This window comes from Novipirellula methanifontis, from assembly GCF_052161655.1.
Lineage (GTDB): Bacteria > Planctomycetota > Planctomycetia > Pirellulales > Pirellulaceae > Novipirellula.
The window spans coordinates 8,782,693-8,802,486 of the sequence record NZ_CP197418.1 but is presented as its reverse complement, the minus strand read 5'-3'; the positions used below and the strand labels follow the sequence as shown (position 1 = coordinate 8,802,486).

Here is a 19,794-nt window from a genome sequence, read left to right as displayed (position 1 = left end):
GTAATGCGTGGCACCCGGCCGCTCACGCGTCACGGCTCACTAAACCGACAGTCGAACTAGCGCCGCACCGCAATAAAACCACCCATTTAGTGCCAAACGAGATGGCATTGACTTAACACCCTACCAGAGAGAGCCCCCATGGATGCCGACAAGACACTCGACCGATTTCTCGAATTAGCCGCAATTTCCGGACTCAGTGGCGACGAACGAGCCGTTGCAGAGTATCTGGTCCGCGTTTTTAAGGAGGCGGGGGTCCCCGATTCGCAAATCAAGTTTGATGGCGCCGAAACGCGAACGAACCTCAAGGGGAATTGTGGCAATCTGATTGTCACGCTGCCGGGCAATGGCAGCGGGGCGAGAACGATGTTGTCGGCGCACATGGATACCGTTCCGATTTGTGTGGGCAGCCAGCCGGTGGTCGATGGCGACCAAGTGCGAAGCAGTGCGGCAACCGGGCTGGGGGCAGACGATCGCAGCGGTTGTGCTGCGATTTTGACCGCGGCACTGGAACGATTGAAGTTAGGCGACGAAAAATTCCCACCGGCGGTTATCGGTTTCTTTGTGCAGGAAGAAATCGGCTTGCACGGTGCTCGCAATTTGGATGTGTCGCTCGTCGGAAACGTCGACCGAGCGTTTAACTTCGATGGCGGAGCACCCGAGAAAGTCACCATCGGAGCCGTTGGCGGCGAACGGATCACCATTAAGGTGTTCGGAACGCCAGCTCACGCCGGAGTCGCGCCTCAGCAAGGCGCCAGCGCGATTGTGATGGCATCCAAAGCGATTGCTGACTTGGATCAACGAGGATGGCTCGGCAAAATCGAAAAGGACGGCCAGAGCGGGACCGCGAATGTCGGTGTCATCCAGGGTGGCGACGCGACCAATGTGATCACGCCGCTGGTGACTCTGCGTGCCGAAGCGAGAAGCCACGACGCCGAGATGAGGACACGAATCGTCGCCGAGATTCGTCAAGCTTTCCAAGCCGCCGCCGAAAGTGTCAGTACCGAATCAGGAGTTTGTGGAAAAATCGAATTCCAGACCCAGGTGGATTACGAAGCATTCCGGTTGGGCGATGATCACCCATCGATCCAAGCTGCCAATGCCGCGATTTCCAAGCTCGGGCGAACGCCCTACTGCGATGTCGCCAACGGCGGACTCGATGCCAATTGGTTGTATCGCCTCGGAGTCGAAGCGGTCACGCTTGGTTGCGGGCAGCGAAACATTCATACAATTGATGAACGTCTCGAAATCGCCGACTACCTCGATGCCTGTCGTATTGCGACATGGCTGATCACCGAAGGAGCCGAAAGTGCAGGATGATGACGAACTGTGCATGTGCTTTCACGTCACACGCCGCAAGGTCGTGCAATTCATTCGTGTTCAGAAACCCAAGCGGGCGAGCCAGCTTTCCGAATGTTTTGGCGCGGGCACCGGATGCGGTTGGTGCCGACCGTTTTTGCGAAAGTTGATGGACGAGTCCAATCCGGAAGCGGTGAAATTGCCTGACCCTGCAAATTACTCGCAGCAGCGTGCCGAGTACCGCAAGAACAAGTCGAGCTAGATTGCTCGGCTAAAACAGTCCCTTCTTGTGAGCCGACGGCGTTAGCCGCGGGCCTCGTGAAATCCGCGTTTTAGGGCCCGCGGCTAGTGCCGTCGGCTCAGTTTTGCCGCCTTAAAATGCGACGGAACTTAAGCGGCTAGATCAATAACAAAAAAAATAAAACCCGGCCGCCTTTTTCAAGGCGACCGGGTCTTTTTCAATCTGCGATTCGCTTACACGATTCTCTGCTCGTTTACACGAAGCTTAGAATGTGAAGATCGAGTCGATACCAAAGGTCGTTTGGTCGTCGTCGCCGTTCTCAAGAATTCCAGCAGGATTTCCTTCGACCCAGTCGTAGCGAATTTCGGGACGAATCGTGACGTTGGCGTGTGGCTTGTAGTTCACACCGGCGGTCAAGGCGTAGACGTCGACGTCGTTGCCCGCAAGGACGCCCGACTTCGCATCGTACCATTCGAAACGCGTTCCGTAGGACCAGCAATCGTTGATCGAGTAGATCAAGTATTGATTGATGTCGAACGTTTCGCGAGCGGTTGCTCCGGCACGATTTTCGGTGTCAAGCACGTCGCTTTGGAAAATGTACTGAAGTTTGTCCGACAGAGCCAAGTCCGCAACGATCGAGTGCATGTAGCCCTGTTCGTATGCGTTTTGGTTGTTGGCGAAAACGCCTCCGACGGTGGCGTAAGTGACGGTCAAGTCATCGGTCAAACCAACCGACAATCCGCCGAGGAACGCGTCGCCATTGTCTTCGAAACCGCTATCCCAACCCATGACGTATCCACCGTAGGCGGTGACGTTGTCGTTCACGTTGTAGGTCGCCAAAGCACCGGTGTGCGTAAATGGCTCGCTGTTGTACATCGTGTACGCGTGGCTGTAGAAGAAGTTGCCAGTCGCTTGAACCACTTCCCAACCGATGATGGTGTAGAAGTGACCGACTTTGACGGACAGGTCGCCGTAACCGGCTTCCATGTACAACTGAGGAATCGCGTGTCCGTAATCGGATCCGTTATCCCAACCGTTGTCCCAGTGATCGTTGTCGATACCGAACGCTTGGGTGTCTTGCGAGTCAGTACCGTATAGATAGTCAATGCGACCACCGATATCGAAACCGTTGGATGTGTCGATTGCCTTTTCGGCGTACAACCACGCTTGGTGCAGTTGCAATTCATCGGGTCGGCTGTTGAACAAAGGCAGTGCATCGCTGTGGTAGCCCAATTGCAACCAACCGCCAGCGGACCAACCATTCGATTCGCCGAACAGTGTCCAAGGGTCGCCCAGGCAGCAATCGCCACCGGTCAAGATGCTGCCAACGCCGCATCCCGATCCCGAACCACATCCGCAGCCAGCCGAATCGCAGCCACCGTCGCAACCGCCATCACAGATGCCGGTGTCGCAGCTAGGAGTTACTAGCTCGCAACCGCAAACGGGTTCGCCGCAATCGCAGCCTTTTTCGGCACAGTGTGAAATCAAGCTAATTTCGTTTGCTCGGATATCAGTATTGATTCCGGCGTTAACGCCACAGGCCATCATGGCCAGCAACGCTAGTTTGCTAATTTTCATAATCGCTCTCTACTCCCCATCATCCGTAAAGGGTGACTGTTATCTTCTGCTTTAATAACACCACGTGAATTTTCCTAACGACAACAAACCGTCAGGTAAACGCAGGTCTACGCCCCGCATTAGGTAGAACGAGTTCGAAATTTCCGCCTGAAGAAAACTGTGAGAGCTTGCTTCAAATTGCGATCGACACACCTACGTCCACGCTAAGTCTTCACAGCAGATATCGGAGTCCAGTCGGGAATCGCACGCACGAATGTGACGATTCCGACGACCTATGCCCAAGTCAGGTTCCACAAGTGCATCTTGTAGGAATCTTGCGACCTGGACCTGTAAATCTCTCTGGTGAAACTTAGCCGGACGAAAGGGTCGGTCGGCCTACAATCGTTATTTCGACTGTAGCGATTTTGATGACTGAGCGTTTTCTACCGATCGGTCTAAACAATCAATGTCACCGCCGTTACAGATTAACATTTGTCCGCTTTATCGCGTAAAACACACTACTTGGCCGGCTGGTGGTCCCCCCAATAGAAAGGTTGGATCCCGCTGGATCTATACGAAACGTTTCTCATCGGCCAGAATCGTGCCTTCCTTGGGATACCCCCACCGTCCGATTTTTCCCTCGATTAGCAAGTGATTCACCGATGGCGTTTTGGCGATCCAAAAACACCGCTTCCTCTGATACTCCTTCTTCCACCGATCCCGCGAAGTCCACCGAGTCAGCTCCGCGGGGGCAGGCATCCGATGGCAACAAGAAATCGGGTGGCGGTCTGTTCTCGAAAATGCGCGCGGGGTTGCAGAAGACGCGTCGCACGCTGAACACCGATATCCGTGACCTATTTAAAAGTGAAGGCCGGTTGGTTGATGATGCTTTGCTCAGCGAACTTTTCGGCAAACTGATTCGCACCGACATGGGAATCGGGCCAGCGGAAACGATCCGTGATGATGTCGCGACCCGTTTGCGAGGCCGAGTGGTTCATTTCGAAGAGGTCGTGCAAACGATCACCGATCAAACCCGCAGTATGCTTCAGCAAGAATCGACCGAGCTGAAACTAGCGGATGCCCCCCCGACCGTTATTCTGGTTGTCGGTGTCAACGGCAGCGGTAAGACCACCTCGATCGGTAAACTCGCCAATCACTTGCATCAATCCGGTCACAAGGTCGTACTCGGTGCGGGCGATACCTTTCGCGCCGCGGCGGTTGAGCAGTTGACGGTTTGGGCAGGGCGAATCGGATGCGATATTGTTACCGGTAAACCCGAAGCCGATCCCGCGAGTGTTGCGTTTCAGACCGTCGAGCGCGCAATCGAAACCGGTGCCGATATCGCGATCATCGATACCGCCGGGCGTTTGCAGACGCAAACCAATTTGATGCAACAGCTCGAGAAGATTCGCCGCGTCGTGGAAAAGAAGATCGAGGGGGCGCCCCACGAAGTCCTGCTCGTCCTGGATGCCACGGCGGGGCAAAATGCGATCAGCCAAGCACGCGGATTCAGCGAGGCTGCCAAATGCACCGGCATCGTCCTAGCTAAATTGGACGGTTCGGCCAAAGGGGGCGTCGTGCTGCCGATTCGAGAGCAGTTTAAATTGCCCGTGAAATTTGTAGGTTTGGGCGAGGGCGTGGATGATATCGCTCCCTTCGATCCCACCTCGTTCGCCAACGCATTGTTCTCGGAGTAAGCCGATGTTGCATTTGAAATCCGAATCCGCAGCTCGCTGGCTCGAGCAAGTTGATCAACACCTTGACGAAATCCTGATCGACCATGCTCATTGCGAACGCAAGGCGGCTTCGATGGCGATGAACTTCATCAATGCCTATGCCGAAAATCGCGACCTCTGTCGCGAGATGAAGCGAATTGTCGAAGAGGAACTCGAACACTTTGAAATGGTGTTGGATATCCTCGAAAACCGTGGGATCGCGTTCCGCCGCCTGACGCCGGGACCGTATGGGCGAGACTTGAACGAACTCGTTCGCTCGCAAGAACCCGATCGTGGTGTCGATCGGCTGCTCGTCGCGTCATTGATCGAAGCCCGCAGCTGTGAGCGTTTCAGTATGCTGGCTGAACATGTTCGCCCGAGCGAACCGGTACTCGCCGATTTTTACGCCGGGCTTTTCGAGAGTGAAGCGAGACATCACACTACCTATGTGCGGCTCGCCGAGTCCTTTGCACCGCGGGAGGCGATCCGCGAACGACTGAACCAACTGTCCGCCTGCGAAGCGGAGATCATTGCAGCCGGTTCCCCGCTGCCACGGATGCATAGCTAGGGTGTGTTTCACGCGGCGGCAGCGTGGGGTGCGAGATTTCGTGCTTCATGTTGAAGCTGCGTTATGATCGCGGAGCACGAACGGAAAATGACTGTCGTATTTCGACGTAGCTGCCGTCGCCAGACGGCGGAAATCCACGCTCTGGCGAGCGTAGCTACGACAATAATAAACCGCACGTTCGCGGAGCGATCAACGACGATGAGCGTGTTTCACGCTTGATGAAGATAATCAGGGTTTGATTTGCCGGCTCGCCACGCCATCTTGCCGGTTTGATTTCTGCAATTTCGAGCGATAGAGTTTCCCTGCAGGACGAATGAGTGGCTCGCATGAACGAGCCCGCTCGGCCTCGCCCTTTTCCACGACGGAAACTGGAATTCAAGCCCCCCTGATTTGTCATGTGTCGGGGTTTGATGGACCGGAGGATCCGGCAAGACAGCATACGGAAGTCTTGTTCGCACAAAGCCATTGTCCACACGGACTCTCGATGGACTTTGCCGAGATCAAAGAAAAGGAATATTGAAATGCTACGCCCCCTCATGTTTTTGTCCGCGATCGTGTTCGTCCAATCCGCAGGGCTACCTAAAACATCGCAAGCATCAAGCCCTGAAATTTCGTTTGACTTGCCCTTGGTCGTCGGCGCCGTTTCCAATTCGTGCGACAGTAACGGTAGACGACTCGTCGACGTGGAACTAAAACTCTCGTCGATGATCGTCGCTCCGGAACCCAAGCGGATCGATCAATGGATTGTTCGCTGCCAACCCCGGGACCGGGCAATGCAAATTGCCGACTATGCGCCCCGAACCGAAGTGGCCAGTCCGATCCAAGGTCCGATCCAAATCAAAACGACGGACGAAAATGCCAAGACTGCGGGATTGTCGGTTGATGGAACGCTTTCGCATTTCGCTCGCGGTCATCTAGGCGCCGACCACACCAACAAGACGATTGAGTCGCTTCAATACGATCGCGTCTCGCCGGTACAAACGGTGACCGCATCAGGCACGATCAATCGAGGACGCGGTGTTTATTTCAAATTGAAATGGACTGAGCAGCAAGTGCTCGAAGGCGAAAAAACATTTCGTCTAACCTTGAGCGTTCCTGATGAGTGGCGTGGTGGTTTGATCGACGTTTCTGTGATCGCGCAAAGCGAAAAGAAATCGTTTGGGGGTTGGGATAAAGAAGTCATCACGCTCGGCAACGCCAATTTCGTGGTCGCGGCGTACAACGATGGCGATCAAACTGCTTTTCATGCAGCCAAGAGTCTTTCCAATGCCGAAGACGCGTTGCGGCGTGTAGCAATCTTGCAGATGCAAAAGCGAAATGCTTCGATGTCATCGCTGGTTCGTAGCGTCACACAACTCTTCGATGCCAATGATCGCGATCGCTCGACACATTGGGTCGAGCGGTTGTTGTTGGATGCGACCAATCCCTATTCCGACAAAGAGATTTTGGAGCTGCCCGTTCAGACACGCGTTGTTGCCATCGATTACTGCGAAGCCCGCGAGAAGTTCGCCCGTTTAAACCAACCTTCACGGCAAGAAACGGCGCTGGCCGATGTAGCCGATTCGGGCGAACCGATGAAACGGTACTCCGCAGCAAAGCCAGCGGTTGAGTAGTCTTGGGTTGTCGTGCACGCAGCTAGTGAGCGCGACGTGTGAACAAGACCGGGCGGCTCGCGCCGCGCCGCTAAAAGAAAGCACTCGTTGAGTGCCAAGGTGGATTGGCCCGCGGCTCGTACCGACGGTTCAGCGAACGACCTGCTTAGTTATTGCTGAAACCAATCGCGTGGAACGCATCACGCCCGAGCGGGTTCTTTAAAAATTGCCGATGGCATTCGGGACACAAATCGTAGCGTCCTTGCAAACTTGTGTCCGGATTGGGCAAGTCCAACTCGTCATCTTCCACGATCCCTTCGAGGATCTGATGCAACTCAGTCAAGTGATCGATGTCCTCATCAAAATCACCAAGTTGCGGATCGGGTGCGGCTTGAACCTCAAGCTGCACCGTATAGCGAATCTCGCAAGCGGTATCGATTTCTCGTTTACAACGATCACAGGTGTAATGAATCATCAATCAGTCATCCAGCCGTGGGTTATTCTCGTCAACGCGCCGGGGATACAACCCCGGAGCTAAATTCAACAGATAAGAAACGTGACGAGCTATCTTCATATTAGTGACGTAAGCGATGCGATCGCAAGGCAAATTGCCATTACTTTTTTAACAAACGAACGATGCTTACGAGGCGCTTGACAAACGACTCTGCATCGAGTTAATGCGGTTATCGATCATCATCGAAATATGTTCGATCGCTTTTCGTTCGTTTCGCGACGCTCATTCTACTGCGCCGAAGCGGGTGAGACGAACTCACCATCTGCGACAATTTCGGCTTTTGCGGCAACCCGAATTTCCACAACCACGCTAGGTCGAACTTCACGCTCTATCGATTCCCAGTTGCGGGAATCGAGGACCTTGGTTTGATGGTCGTGTATTTTGGCTGCGTCGATAAGTCGCGTAATTGCTTGTTTATTGGAACAAACAACTAAGCATCGCCCCCCGATAGCGAGGTGCAGATTCAATTTCTGAAGCATTGCATCGCGCCAGGCGTCGTTCGTTTCAGCATTGCCGTTTTCACTGGCAGCATCGGACTTTCCTACATTGGACTTCTTAGGATCGGGCAAGTTTGAACGGGAAGTTTCAGGAACATTAACGATCACTAGATCAAATTTTTCTTGGGGGGCGACGGCTGAAAATAGCTCTTGGTCGCTGCCCGTCAATCGCACCTCTAAGTTGGTTTCACTATCCAAAACCGCGGCGTTATAGCGTGCATTGGCGACCGCGGCGGGATTCCAATCGATAGCGACGACCCGACTCGCGTCATTTTGTTGACACATAATCGCGATCAGCCCGGTCCCGGTGCCGACTTCCAGCACGTTGCGATTTGCCGCAATGCTGTCATCTAAAATGAGCCTGCGTAGCGTGTCGGTCTCGTCAAGATCAAAGGGAACCGATTCAAATTGCACCAAGTCGCCATAATTTAACTGCTCCATCGGCCAGGTTTGGGCGATGCCATACGAGTAATCCAAGTCTTCGCGATACTCTCGGCTGCACCCTAAAAACGAGAGAGCGACCCACGCGAAAAGCACTGTTTTTAAGCGACGCATTGTCTCACCTCGAAAAGCCCCTCAAAATCATTCGGTACTTGCACTATGGTATCACAATGGGGCATCGGGACGGTTGTATTAAAAAAACGGTACGGTTCGGCACTGGTAGAAACCGGGTTCGGAGCCGGTCTTTAATCTGCAACGATTTCAAACAATTCGGGCGAAGGACGCTATCGAGGAAACAAACGCATGGCGACCATTCTTTCGGATGCATCACGGAACACGACACGTTCGTTGCTCGGATTGATCTCGACTCCGAACATTTTATCGTTAGATGCCCCGGTGGTCGCAATCGGTTGGCAGTGGTTGATGATATTTGCCTACCTCAATCCCGCCGCTCACAAACACGTTGATTCTAGTCTTGCTTCGACCGTGGTCCTGTTCTTGACGGTTTGGTTGATTTACATGGCCGATCGACTCATGGATTGTTGGCGTATGGATTTCAGCCACCGAGTTTCAATGCGTCATCGGTTTGCCAATCGCTGGTCCACGGTATTGTGGCCATTTTGGTGCGTGGTGTTGATTAGCTGCGGACTCATTGCAATCAGCAATTTGCCTCGCGAGCTGCTGGCAGCAGGCTCGATCCTGCTCGGTTTCGTGTTCGTCTACAGTGGGGCGGTTCATTATTGCCAGACCGTGCAAAGTTGTTTGCCAAAAGAGTTTATCGTCGGCTCTCTGTTCGCTGTCGGCGTCAGTCTGCCGGTTCTGATTTCTCGCGTCACCGTCTCAGCTGTCACTTCGGTCGGTTTGTTAGCAGCGTTGTTTGTCTTGAATTGTTTGTGTGTTGCCAAAGCTCAGCGTCCAAGCGATCGACAACAAGGGGTTGGGTCTGCGATTTTGATGTACCCCTTTCTGGCAACACGTCTACCTTGGCTTGCCGGATTGTTGGCAGCGATTTCGATGGGACTCGGGGCCAGCGGATGGATTCCCGCCTCCATCGCTGTCACGACTTCGCTCAGCGGAATAATGTTGATTCTGGTTGCACGGATGATGGACCACGAATCGTGGGGGATCAGTGCGTCACAATGGGGACAACTTGCCGACTATGCTTTGCTGACTCCGTTTATCGTGATGGTTGTGTCGGGATGAGTGATCGTTGCCAAACCGGCTACGATCAACTGGCCCGTCACTACCAGTGGATCGAGAAACTACGATTCGGCAACACGCTTCAAAATGCTCGCGTTTCGCTGATCCCAGAACTTGTCGATGCAAAATCGAACCCGCGTGTCTTGGTGCTCGGGGATGGAGATGGCCGACTGCTTGAAGCGTTTTTGACGTCTTGTCCCGACGCCCAAGTCACGAGTGTTGACGTCAGTCCGAAAATGCTCCAGCTTCAGCGAGAACGTATCGCCGGTTTGTCAAAAAACGTTTCAGCAAACCGACCGCTCGACGACGCGGTCAGTTGGATCGCGACACCCATCGAGTCCTTTGATTTTCCATCCTCAACGTTCGATATTGTGATCACCGCATTCTTTCTCGATTGTTTTGATGAACGTCAACTCAACCAGCTGTTGCCGCAAATTACGAATGCATTAACGCCACGAGCGCAGTGGTACGTCGTCGATTTTTGTCAGCCCGAGCGAGGACTCTGGCGATGGTGGGCAAAGTTTTGGCTCGCCATCATGCACACGTTTTTTCGTTGGCAAACCGGACTGAGGTCTCGCCGCATCGTCGATCCCCGCCCAACGCTTCGCTCGCTCGGATTTGAATTGCAGCTCGAAAAAACATTTCATTTTGAAATGATTCACGCCGCTATCTATCAGCGGCGAGAGCCTAGACGTCTGCAAGACTAAAGTGCGGCTGCTGGCTACTTGATCAATGCAGCGGTGGTGGTTTCGTCCGCCATTCCGGGCGGCAATTCCATGATCCGGATTTTGCGAAAGTGAATTTCGCGTCCTTCGGACTCCAGGCAGAGATAGCCTTTTTTCAAGGATGCATTTCGAATTCCGTTGACGAACTTGCCGTTCACCGAAAGCTTCACCGTCCCATCGACCGCTACGACGATGTAGTGGTTCCATTGTCCGACACCTTTACAGCGGTTTTCGAGCGACTTGCTGCGACTGCCACGCGGGTTGTCGGGAATCGCGGTCATCCCACCAGCACCAAACAATTCGCCATGAACGTAGGCGATCGGCGGCAGCGTCCCATCGGCATGCTTGTTCTGGTTCACCCAATCGAGTTCCAGCATTTGTACTTCCATTCCTAACGGCAACCGATTGCGAGGATCGGGCGTCGCGTCGGACCAAAGAAAGACACCCGAGTTGCCGCCCGGTTCCATATGACGCCATTCGATGTCGAGAATGAAGTTTTCATATTGGCGATCCGAACGCATCACTCCGATCGGCTGCCCCGTGCAGACCAGCAAACCATCTTTGACGCTCCATGTTTCGGGCGATGTGTTGACGTCCACCCAGCCCGATAAATCTTTGCCATTAAAGAGATCTCGAAACTGCAGATCCTGAGACATGGCCGGGGTGGCAGCGAACATCCAGCCGAAAAGGAGTACCGAGAGCAGCGGGGTAGCGTACCGCGAAAAAGTATTTTTCATCAAATTTCCGTCAAATTGACTGGGGGTGGGAAAGGAGCAGGCAGGGGATGCAGCGAGATTATAGACCAAGCGATACGCAACCGGGGGCAAGCACGCCCATCCATGAGCGTAGCGGAGAGCAACGAATCGGTTTTCTGGCCGTGCGGAGCCGTGTCCTTTTACATGTCATTTTTTACGTCGTTTGCCTCGCTTACCCCAAGCGAAACGCCAGACGACAAATTACAATTTAGCGGAACAATCCAAAGAGGCACCCTCCTTCATTTCCCCTACCCATATCCAAGACACAGGATCCCATTCACGATGCGTAAACTTCCCAACGCTCCGAGTCGTCGTCAGTTTCTTCAAGCCTCGATGGCCGCCGCCGCTGCAACCACTTTGGCCAGCAACCGCGTGTTTGCTGCCGACAGTGCCAATGCTCCCTACAAGATTTCGCTCGCCGAATGGTCGCTGCATCGCACCCTTCGCGATCAATCCAAAGGGATCACTAACCTTGATTTCCCTCGCATCACCAAAGAAGAATTTGGGATTGAGGCAGTCGAGTATGTCAATCAATTTTTCAAGGACAAGGCACGCGACACGAACTATCTGACCGAACTGAAAACGCGTTGTTCGGATATCGGTGTCAAGAGTCTATTGATCATGGTCGATGGCGAAGGCAACCTAGGTGACCCCAACGAAGAAAAACGCAAGAAGGCTGTGGAGAACCATCACCAATGGGTCGAAGCAGCGAAATTCTTGGGATGTCATTCCATTCGCGTCAACGCAGCAAGCGGTGGCACCTACACCGAACAACTCGATCGCGCCGCCGATGGACTTCGCCGACTGAGCGAGTTCGCCGCACCTCACGGCATTAACGTGATCGTCGAAAACCATGGTGGGCTCAGCAGCAACGCCGCTTGGTTGGCCGTGGTGATCGAGCGAGTTGGCTTGGATAACTGTGGAACGCTTCCCGACTTTGGCAACTTCTACATCACGCGTGGTGAGAACCCAGATCTATTCAATCGTTACCACGGCGTGCAGGCGTTGATGCCCTACGCAAAAGCAGTCAGCGCGAAGACACACGAGTTTGATGCCGATGGCAACGAAACGTCTACCGACTACGAACGAATGATGAAAATCGTCGTTGACCATGGCTACCACGGCTACGTGGGGATTGAATTTGAAGGTGGCGGCGACGAGTACGAAGGGATTCGTAAGAGCAAAGCGTTGCTAGAAAAGGTCGCCAAGAAAATCGGCTAGTTGCTGACCGGGAAAGAGGTCGTGTCGACGTCAGCTTCACTGTAGCAACTACTTGCTTCACCCTCCCCGCTTGCGTTGGGAGCGTCGAAAAACGAGCCTTCCGCGAGTTTTTCGGGGAGGGTTTGGTGATTTCTTACTGGGACGATCCACTTCTAACACAACAAGCCCCACCCAGAGCCGGCTACCGCCGACTCTGACCTCCCCAAAAAGGGGGGGGGTGAATTCGTTTTACCCTCCCTCCGGGAGGGTCGGCCGCGAAGCGGTCGGGGAGGGTTGGTGAAACCACGCTTGCACGGCTCAACTCTAACACCACGAGCCCCACCCAGAGCCGGTTGCCACCGACTCTGACCTCCCCGAAGGGGAGGTAAATTCGTATCAGAAAGCTAACTCGCCTTAACCGTTTTGATACTCGGCTAGTGCCGACATCGAACCCTTCAACTGATCGTAAAGATCGCGATAGATCGGGAACAGTTTGTTGTAATTGGCAACCGCCTTGCGATCTGGTTTGGTTTCTTCGGCGATCTTGATCGTGGCACTGCATGCCGATTCAATCGAGTTGTAGGCTCCGTCGCCGACCGCTGCTAACAACGCGACGCCAAACGCCGGTCCTTGTTCGACTTCCAAACGCGTGATCTTTTTGCCGAACACATCCGCTTGCATCTGTCGCCAAAACGGATTTTTGCTGCCGCCGCCCGAGGCTCGGATTTGACGCACCGGGACGTCGAGCGACTGGATGATTTCAAGGCTGTCGCGAAGTGCGAATGTAATCCCTTCCATCACGCTGCGGGTCATGTGTCCTCGCGTGTGAGTCAGATTCATGCCCACAAAGCTGCCGCGTGCGTTGGGATCGGCATGGGGTGTTCGTTCGCCGTTTAGATACGGCAGGAACAGCATCCCATCGCTGCCGGCGTTGACCGCCTCGGCTTCCGCCGTTGCCGCCTCGTAGCGTTTGTCTTTGTCGATTCCCGCCAGTCCTTTGACGATCGAATCAACCCACCACTGCAGCGCCCCGCCGCTGGTCAGGTTCACGCCCATCATGTGCCATTTTCCGTTGACGGCATGACAGAACGTATGTAGTCGTCCGGCGGCATCGTATTGCGGTTGGTCGCTGTGAACAAACATCACCCCGCTGGTGCCAATCGAGGTACTGAGCACGCCTTGTTTGACGACGCCGTTACCGACCGCACCCGCCGCACAATCCCCCGCACCGCCAACGACTTTGCAATCGGTGGTCAACCCGAGCAGTTTGGCCGCTTCGCTCGTCAGCGTCCCGGTGACTTCGTCGCTCTCGACGACGCGAGGCAACAAGTCGTTATCGAGATCGAGTTTCGTTAACAGCTTTTTCGACCAGCTTCGTTTGACAACATCCAACAGCAACGTGCCGCTGGCGTCACTAACTTCGGTCACAAAATCGCCAGTCAAGCGGCGACGAATGTCGTCTTTGGGTAGCAGGACTTTGGCGAGTTTGTCAAAGTTTTTCTTCTCATTGTTGCGAAGCCAGAGGATCTTGGGGGCCTGGAAACCGGTCAACGCAGGATTGGCGACCATTTTAATGAGCGCCTTGCGTCCGCCGGCCGCCGACGTGATTTCGTCGCACTCGGCCGCCGTTCGTTGGTCATTCCACAACAAAGCGGGACGGATCACGTTGCTTTGTTTATCGAGAAAGACCGAGCCGTGCATTTGGCCACTCAGCCCGATCGCCTTGACGTCGGCGGGCTTCACTTTGCTTGCCGCCATCACCTCATTGACCGTTTTGACGGTCGCGTTCCACCACAGTTCGGGATCTTGTTCGGTCCAACCTGGGCGAGGCTGCGCGAGTGGATATTCCGCGGTGGCTTCGGCAACAATTTTCCCATCGGCTTGAATCAGCAGCGTTTTGGTTCCGCTGGTTCCAATGTCGATTCCAAGGTAGTGGCTCATGAGGATTCCAAAGAAAAGTATCAAAAACGGTCTCGAACAGCTGCCTAATATAGTGCGTATACGGCGTTAGCCAAACGGCAGACCTCGACCGAATTCTTCTGCTATCTTGCGTTTCTCTCGACTCATTCGTTTTCCCGATCAACCCGCAAAGTAAACACCGTGGCTGAATCTCGACACGTGATCAAACTGAATCGACGCCAGCTACTCGCGACGGCAACCGGAGCTGTACTGACATTGCCCGGCTGTACGTCGCGTCCCGAGACCGAATCCCAGCCGACCGCGTCTCGCAGTGACGTCCCGATCCGCATCGCAATGGTCGGAACGTCCGAAGAGGCCGATATTGTCTCGCGATCTTGGTCCTCGATCGATGAACAACCCCTCGTAATCACCACGATTTCGCTGCCTCGCGGCGACGCAGAACGCCAGGCGATGGATCGGTTGATTGCCGAAACGGGCAAAAGCGATCTGGTCATCTATCCGCTGTTGGCGGTTCCGGAAATGGTTCATGCCGAAGCCATCGTCGCGATTAACGAAGAACAATTCGACGCGATGCAAGCCGAAACGGGCGAACTCTACTCGGCGGTTCGCAACGGGGCCGCTCGCTACGCCGACGAATTTGTTGCCATGCCGATGGGCGCCAACCAACCGGCATTGCTGAGCACCGCCGAGGTCCCGCTGCTATCGTCCTGGGATGACTACGACCGCTGGGTCAGCAAAGATTTAAACGGCAAAGCGAATGAACCGCTCTCCGCAGGCTGGGCAGCATCCATGTTCTTGTGGCGAGCCGCGTCGAGCATTTCCCGAGGCTGGCTGTTTAGTCGCAATGATTTAAAGCCCACGGTTAACGAGGAAGCCTATGTCGATGCGTTACAGCAGATGATCAAAACCGCAGCACATTATCCCACCACCCGACAATCCCCCACTGAGATTTGGTCATCGATCCAGAGCGGGGAATTGATGGGCGGGATCGGTTTTGCGAAGAACAATTCGACCGACGAATCCGAGGTCAGCGTCAGTAATTTGCCGGGCACCGACGACAAAAATCGCCTGCTCTTGGACCCCTATTCTCCCGTCATTTCGCTTTCGGCGATGTGCCGACAAAGTGCCGTCTCGAAACGGCTGATGGATTGGATCACCGGCGGTGATGGCAGCGAGTCGATCCGCCGGCAAGTCTCGGGCGTGACTACGACCCGAGCGATGGTACAGTCCGAAATCGCGGCCGAACCGCGTCGCCAAAGTGCCTATGAGAGCTGGTTGACTCAGCGGCTACGGACGCCGGTAACGCTGCCGCCGCTACAACTGTTCAGTGCAGGCGAATACTACAGCGTGCTCGATTCTGCGGTCATCGAGGCGATTGACGGGAAAATCGACGCAAAATCGGCACTTGATCGAGTGGCCAAACAGTGGGACACAATCACCGAGCGAGTGGGCCGCGAAAAGCAATTGTCGGCCTGGCGACGAGCCCAAGGATTGCGTGCCTGAGCCAGCTGCATCTCCCCCGCGATTCCTATTACAATAATGTGGGATAGGCTTCCAGCCTGTCATTGCATCCCACGTAGCGAAAGTCGCGAAGACTTTCGTCCGCCACGCCCCCACCCCGAAACTCTTGGCGATTTTTCGCAACGAAAAGCCCTTTCTGCCTCGACAGGCTGGAAGCCTATCCCACATCCCTCTCATTTGAGCAGACCTCACCGATGACGCTCCGCTTTCCCGCCTCGCATGGCATGCTTGCCATTGCCTTGATCACTTCGACGCATTTGACATCGGCATTTGCCGAGTCACCTTGGCCACAATTCCGTGGGATTTCCGGTGACGGCATCGTCGCGGGCCAATCGATTCCGCTGCACTTCAGTGAAACGGAAAACGTCACTTGGAAGACGGAGCTTCCTGGAAAAGCGTGGTCGTCCCCCGTGATCGCCGATGGAACGATTTGGTTGACCACCGCGATCGAGAATATGCCCAACGACGATGAACGAATCGCACTACTGAAACAGAAAGAGGTCGAGGCAAAGAAATATAAAGAAGTTGCGATCGCAAAGTCGATCTCGTTGAAACTGTTGGCGGTGGATTTCGCGTCGGGCAAACTGCTGCACACGATTGACCTCGCTGAGATTGAGGCTCCCGATGCGATTCATTCGCTCAACAGTTACGCCTCGCCCACTCCGGTGATTGATGGCGAGCATATCTATTGCCACTTTGGAACATTTGGGACGTTTTGCGTCGACCGAACCAATCGCCAGATTGTTTGGAACCGCACACTGCCACTTGAACACGGGGTCGGTCCCGGCAGTTCTCCGTTCATCTTCCGCGATCGCCTCGTGCTGATTCAAGACGGAATGGATCGCCAATACGTTACGGCACTGGACAAAGCGACGGGCGAAACGTCGTGGGAAACCGACCGACCTGAATTGGAAGCTCCCAGTGGCGAGATGAAAAAGTCGTACAGTACGCCGATTGCGATCACGGACAAACAAGGCCGCGAGCAATTGATTTGCATGGGATCACAGTGGATTGTGGCCTACAACCCCAGCGACGGCAGCGAAATTTGGAAGGTCTATCACGGCAAAGGATTTTCGGTGGTCCCGCGTCCAGTCTATGGCGACGGTGTCGTTTATTTCTGTACCGGATTTGGCAAGCCGATGTTGATTGCGGTGAACGTCGAGGGATCCGGCGACGTGACCGACTCGCATATTTTGTGGCAAGTAAAAAAAGGTATCCCCGCCAAACCGTCACCGGTTCTGCACGACGGGTTGCTGTATGTGATCGAAGACAGCGGCGTGGCCAGTTGTTTTGATGTGAAGAACGGCGAGGAAGTTTGGAAGCAGCGAATTGGCGGCAAGTACTCGGCGTCGCCCGTGTTGGTCGGCGGTCATTTGCTGATCGGATCCCACGAGGGCAAAGTCACATTGATCCAACCCGGCAGCGAAGGCAAGATCGTGGCCGAGAACGAGGTAGATGGCCAAATCATGGCCTCGCCCGCCGTCGTCGACAACGCGTTGATCCTGAGAACCGACAAGGCTCTCTATCGAATCGAAGGTTAATCTGGTCCTACTATTGTCGCTCGGCTTTCCAATCCGTTGGCGTGCATCCCATTTGTTCGTCAAAGCGAGTGTAGCGCCGCAGGCCGGACCAAGTCACGAAAAAGCGACGCCGATCCGGCGACCGAAGGTGACCTTATGTTCGTTGCCGCTGCGATCCGGCCTGCAGTTTTTTGGGATCCCACCCACTCACCAGAGACTTGTATGTGACAACTGCTTGCTCGATACTGGTTTCTATACGGCAGACGCTACCGAGAGTAACACGTTGAATCGGATTCCCCAGCTCGTCATAAATGCCCCGGCCAACTCGGAATTGTCTACAATCGTATTTCAGACGATTGATTGACGACTCCATCTCGATGTGGAGATTCATGAATGACGAGTACCTTCATTCAGCAGGTTGGCTCCCATGCGTTTGCAAATCTTTTCAGCAAGGTACCCGGCGGTTTGTCATCGATCGTGTTTTCCCATTTTCCTGTTTGCTTTTTTTGTTTCGCCAGTGATGGCGGATGAACCGGTTTCGAAACCGGTGGTCACGTTTTCTCTCAGCCGCGAACAGCTGATCCCTGGCGATGTTTTTTTGGTCAATCTAAAGATCACCAATGGAACAAAGAATCAGTTTTCCATTCCTGAGTTTGCTTTGGATAACTGGTTGGGAATGGCCATTGGTGGCGATGTTGAAATTGTGCCATCGCAAGTGGCCTCCGAACTCGCCTGTCGATTTCCAGACGACGTCAACAAGGCAATTGTGCCAGGTGAAACGACGTCCGTCACGGTCCTGGTAACAACGATCCCCGTTTTCACAACTGGGGATGTTCACTTGGAAGAATGCGACCTTGATTTGTACGTGCGTTTGAAACGAGTCGACCGGGATGCCGGTGCGAATGATGCCAATGCAGAGGTGCTGATATTGGGTGAACGCAAAAGGGTTTCATTTGCTGGGTTTCTTGCACGAGACCATGATCGTAAAGATGCTTTGCTTACAGAGATCCATGGAGACACGTTTCTGGCCGGCGGTAGGCGGAAAGGCAATTTTAAAGGCCAAGCCCAGACGGGGATATTGAGCTTGGAATCGATCGACGGTCGGGGGACGCACGAAAAAAGGTGGAGAGAATTGCTGGAAGCTGAACTCAATGAAACTTCAACGCTTGTGCGTTTGCATCAAGTCATTCAACAGGCCGGCGTTTGCTGCGTTGATGAGTTTGACGTCCGTCGACTCGGCGAATTCGTTGAGTCGTCTATCGCTTCAAGCTCCCCCGTTGAGCGAGATTGGATACGTCCGAAATTAATCGAGGAGATCCGACGAAACTTGACGGCAAAGCAAAAGACGCAACTTTACGTGCACTACCAGAAAACGCTCGATCCAAAACTACTCTTGTTCAAGAATTGAAGCATGAACCGGTCCGCATTTCTTGTCATGGTACTTTGTTTTTGGGTTGCATTCTGCAACGAATCTAAGGCAAACAATCTCAATGCGGTTGACATACAAATCGATTTTGCTCGGCAACCACTTTACTTGAGTGACGTTGCGATCGTGAAATTTACCATTCGAGCCTCGGAAGAAGTGATCATTCGTCCCATCCGTTGGCAACGCGATCTGAGGATGAGCGTGGGCTCATCGTATGAGGTGAACTCCATTGGACCACCGGCCGAAATCATTTGGGATGATATCGATGTGGAGAGCGATTTTAAAGAGCATGAACCTGATCTACGGTTGATCCCAGGCACTTGCTATTCGCACGTGATGCTCGTGCGTATCACCAGCTTGCAGTCGATGTTTGCCGCAGGTTTGTCGGTTCGGCGTCGAACCGTCTGGGATGGTAGGGGAATGCAACCTCGTGAAAATCCCCTGAGCGGTTTTCTGGTCGCAGATTTCACCCTCTGCATCCAAGATGGTAGGAACATGCCATTGAATGGGAAACCAGACGTGCGACCTGCCAAAAATCGAATCATCGGTAGACAAGTGCGAGTGCCAATTGCGGACGACTTTCTTTCTGACGGCGAGATTCGTGGCGTGCCGACGTTAGAGAACGACTTGTTGCGATTGACAACGGATGTTCACGGAGGATTGGTTTCTGTAAATGGAACGCCTGACGCATTCACGGGGATCCTCAGGGGCCCCGGCTTTCCTGTTCGCGATTTAGAACGAGCTCAATTTGTACGGAAATTTCTCCGGAACGAATGCACTGTTGCACGCTTGATCGACTTGACGGTCGGTTATGAACGACAGCTACGAAGCACGGCACCCGATGAAAAAGTCGCCCATAATTTGTTTGTCTTATTGCATCCTTTAGAGAATATCGAGAAGCAATGGATCGTCCAGCAAATGTGCGAAGACTTAAACCGACGTAATCGGCAGCACGTCAGCACCGAGTTGGATTGGCTGGCGCGGGCAAACAAAATTGACCGCTGCGAGACACTGTATTTGAATCGCTCGCAAAATTAGAGTCGTCGAGTCGTAGATCCGGCGACCGAAGGTGACCTTAACTTCGTTGCCGCCGCAATGCCGGATTT

The 19,794-nt window shown here is 53.9% G+C and carries 17 protein-coding genes; 12 read left to right on the top strand and 5 right to left on the bottom strand.

What is annotated here, in order from left to right:
- Window positions 1-138: 138 nt before the first annotated feature.
- Entirely contained in the window at window positions 139-1,317 is a 1,179-nt protein-coding gene (locus SH528x_RS31375; RefSeq protein ID WP_442507361.1) for a M20/M25/M40 family metallo-hydrolase, read from the top strand.
- Window positions 1,307-1,558 (top strand): (2Fe-2S)-binding protein, encoded by a 252-nt coding sequence (locus tag SH528x_RS31370; RefSeq protein ID WP_442507360.1) that lies wholly within the window; start codon window positions 1,307-1,309, stop codon window positions 1,556-1,558. Before SH528x_RS31375 ends, SH528x_RS31370 begins: the two co-directional genes overlap by 11 nt.
- 243 nt (window positions 1,559-1,801) lie before the next feature.
- Here the strand turns inward: SH528x_RS31370 and SH528x_RS31365 are convergent, their stop codons facing one another.
- A complete protein-coding gene (locus SH528x_RS31365; protein ID WP_442507359.1) occupies window positions 1,802-3,115 on the bottom strand; it encodes a porin in 1,314 nt (437 codons plus the stop codon).
- A gap of 641 nt (window positions 3,116-3,756) precedes the next feature.
- Here SH528x_RS31365 and ftsY point away from each other — a divergent pair.
- The 3 genes from ftsY to SH528x_RS31350 all read left to right on the top strand — a co-directional run bounded on the left by ftsY (window position 3,757) and on the right by SH528x_RS31350 (window position 6,990).
- Window positions 3,757-4,791: a signal recognition particle-docking protein FtsY gene (ftsY, locus tag SH528x_RS31360; RefSeq protein WP_442507358.1), complete on the top strand. Its 1,035-nt coding sequence runs from the start codon at window positions 3,757-3,759 to the stop codon at window positions 4,789-4,791.
- A gap of 4 nt (window positions 4,792-4,795) precedes the next feature.
- Entirely contained in the window at window positions 4,796-5,377 is a 582-nt protein-coding gene (locus tag SH528x_RS31355; RefSeq protein ID WP_442507357.1) for a tRNA-(ms[2]io[6]A)-hydroxylase, read from the top strand.
- A gap of 521 nt (window positions 5,378-5,898) precedes the next feature.
- A complete protein-coding gene (locus SH528x_RS31350) occupies window positions 5,899-6,990 on the top strand; it encodes a hypothetical protein (RefSeq protein WP_442507356.1) in 1,092 nt (363 codons plus the stop codon).
- 145 nt (window positions 6,991-7,135) lie between these two features.
- On the opposite strand, the gene SH528x_RS31345 is transcribed toward SH528x_RS31350, so the two are convergent.
- Window positions 7,136-7,444, bottom strand: a complete 309-nt coding sequence (locus SH528x_RS31345; protein ID WP_442507355.1) for a hypothetical protein — start codon at window positions 7,442-7,444, stop codon at window positions 7,136-7,138.
- Window positions 7,445-7,710: 266 nt separating this feature from the next.
- Window positions 7,711-8,535 carry a 50S ribosomal protein L11 methyltransferase gene (locus tag SH528x_RS31340; protein ID WP_442507354.1) on the bottom strand — a complete coding sequence of 275 codons (825 nt, stop codon included), beginning with the start codon at window positions 8,533-8,535 and terminating at the stop codon, window positions 7,711-7,713.
- A 189-nt stretch (window positions 8,536-8,724) separates the two neighbouring features.
- On the opposite strand from SH528x_RS31340, the gene SH528x_RS31335 reads away from it, so the two are divergent.
- Both SH528x_RS31335 and SH528x_RS31330 read left to right on the top strand, forming a co-directional pair.
- Complete coding sequence (locus tag SH528x_RS31335) at window positions 8,725-9,624, top strand: hypothetical protein (RefSeq protein ID WP_442507353.1); 900 nt, start codon at window positions 8,725-8,727, stop codon at window positions 9,622-9,624.
- The gene (locus tag SH528x_RS31330) at window positions 9,621-10,328 is read left to right on the top strand and encodes a class I SAM-dependent methyltransferase (RefSeq protein ID WP_442507352.1); all 708 of its coding nucleotides are present in this window, start codon (window positions 9,621-9,623) and stop codon (window positions 10,326-10,328) included. The genes SH528x_RS31335 and SH528x_RS31330 overlap by 4 nt, the downstream gene beginning before the upstream one ends.
- 14 nt (window positions 10,329-10,342) lie before the next feature.
- On the opposite strand, the gene SH528x_RS31325 is transcribed toward SH528x_RS31330, so the two are convergent.
- Window positions 10,343-11,083 carry a 3-keto-disaccharide hydrolase gene (locus SH528x_RS31325; RefSeq protein WP_442507351.1) on the bottom strand — a complete coding sequence of 247 codons (741 nt, stop codon included), beginning with the start codon at window positions 11,081-11,083 and terminating at the stop codon, window positions 10,343-10,345.
- Window positions 11,084-11,383: 300 nt separating this feature from the next.
- On the opposite strand from SH528x_RS31325, the gene SH528x_RS31320 reads away from it, so the two are divergent.
- Window positions 11,384-12,322, top strand: coding sequence for a sugar phosphate isomerase/epimerase family protein (locus SH528x_RS31320; protein ID WP_442507350.1), 939 nt, complete (start codon window positions 11,384-11,386; stop codon window positions 12,320-12,322).
- A 393-nt stretch (window positions 12,323-12,715) separates the two neighbouring features.
- Here the strand turns inward: SH528x_RS31320 and xylB are convergent, their stop codons facing one another.
- Window positions 12,716-14,242 (bottom strand): xylulokinase, encoded by a 1,527-nt coding sequence (xylB, locus tag SH528x_RS31315; RefSeq protein WP_442507349.1) that lies wholly within the window; start codon window positions 14,240-14,242, stop codon window positions 12,716-12,718.
- A gap of 159 nt (window positions 14,243-14,401) precedes the next feature.
- Between xylB and SH528x_RS31310 the strand changes: the two genes are divergently transcribed.
- The 4 genes from SH528x_RS31310 to SH528x_RS31295 all read left to right on the top strand — a co-directional run bounded on the left by SH528x_RS31310 (window position 14,402) and on the right by SH528x_RS31295 (window position 19,726).
- Window positions 14,402-15,724, top strand: coding sequence for a hypothetical protein (locus SH528x_RS31310; protein WP_442507348.1), 1,323 nt, complete (start codon window positions 14,402-14,404; stop codon window positions 15,722-15,724).
- Between the two features lie 212 nt (window positions 15,725-15,936).
- Window positions 15,937-17,283: an outer membrane protein assembly factor BamB family protein gene (locus tag SH528x_RS31305; RefSeq protein WP_442507347.1), complete on the top strand. Its 1,347-nt coding sequence runs from the start codon at window positions 15,937-15,939 to the stop codon at window positions 17,281-17,283.
- Window positions 17,284-17,689: 406 nt separating this feature from the next.
- Window positions 17,690-18,670, top strand: a complete 981-nt coding sequence (locus tag SH528x_RS31300) for a hypothetical protein (RefSeq protein ID WP_442507346.1) — start codon at window positions 17,690-17,692, stop codon at window positions 18,668-18,670.
- Window positions 18,671-18,673: 3 nt separating this feature from the next.
- Complete coding sequence (locus SH528x_RS31295; RefSeq protein WP_442507345.1) at window positions 18,674-19,726, top strand: hypothetical protein; 1,053 nt, start codon at window positions 18,674-18,676, stop codon at window positions 19,724-19,726.
- The last annotated feature ends 68 nt before the right edge of the window (window positions 19,727-19,794 follow it).

Bases quoted from the DNA above. Each gene is read 5' to 3' on its own strand.
- SH528x_RS31375 (WP_442507361.1), top strand. From the start codon at position 139: ATGGATGCCGACAAGACACTCGACCGATTTCTCGAATTAGCCGCAATT.
- SH528x_RS31365 (WP_442507359.1), bottom strand. From the start codon at position 3,115: ATGAAAATTAGCAAACTAGCGTTGCTGGCCATGATGGCCTGTGGCGTT.
- ftsY (WP_442507358.1), top strand. From the start codon at position 3,757: ATGGCGTTTTGGCGATCCAAAAACACCGCTTCCTCTGATACTCCTTCT.
- SH528x_RS31355 (WP_442507357.1), top strand. From the start codon at position 4,796: ATGTTGCATTTGAAATCCGAATCCGCAGCTCGCTGGCTCGAGCAAGTT.
- SH528x_RS31350 (WP_442507356.1), top strand. From the start codon at position 5,899: ATGCTACGCCCCCTCATGTTTTTGTCCGCGATCGTGTTCGTCCAATCC.
- SH528x_RS31345 (WP_442507355.1), bottom strand. From the start codon at position 7,444: ATGATTCATTACACCTGTGATCGTTGTAAACGAGAAATCGATACCGCT.
- SH528x_RS31340 (WP_442507354.1), bottom strand. From the start codon at position 8,535: ATGCGTCGCTTAAAAACAGTGCTTTTCGCGTGGGTCGCTCTCTCGTTT.
- SH528x_RS31335 (WP_442507353.1), top strand. From the start codon at position 8,725: ATGGCGACCATTCTTTCGGATGCATCACGGAACACGACACGTTCGTTG.
- SH528x_RS31330 (WP_442507352.1), top strand. From the start codon at position 9,621: ATGAGTGATCGTTGCCAAACCGGCTACGATCAACTGGCCCGTCACTAC.
- SH528x_RS31325 (WP_442507351.1), bottom strand. From the start codon at position 11,083: ATGAAAAATACTTTTTCGCGGTACGCTACCCCGCTGCTCTCGGTACTC.
- SH528x_RS31320 (WP_442507350.1), top strand. From the start codon at position 11,384: ATGCGTAAACTTCCCAACGCTCCGAGTCGTCGTCAGTTTCTTCAAGCC.
- xylB (WP_442507349.1), bottom strand. From the start codon at position 14,242: ATGAGCCACTACCTTGGAATCGACATTGGAACCAGCGGAACCAAAACG.
- SH528x_RS31305 (WP_442507347.1), top strand. From the start codon at position 15,937: ATGACGCTCCGCTTTCCCGCCTCGCATGGCATGCTTGCCATTGCCTTG.
- SH528x_RS31300 (WP_442507346.1), top strand. From the start codon at position 17,690: ATGCGTTTGCAAATCTTTTCAGCAAGGTACCCGGCGGTTTGTCATCGA.
- SH528x_RS31295 (WP_442507345.1), top strand. From the start codon at position 18,674: ATGAACCGGTCCGCATTTCTTGTCATGGTACTTTGTTTTTGGGTTGCA.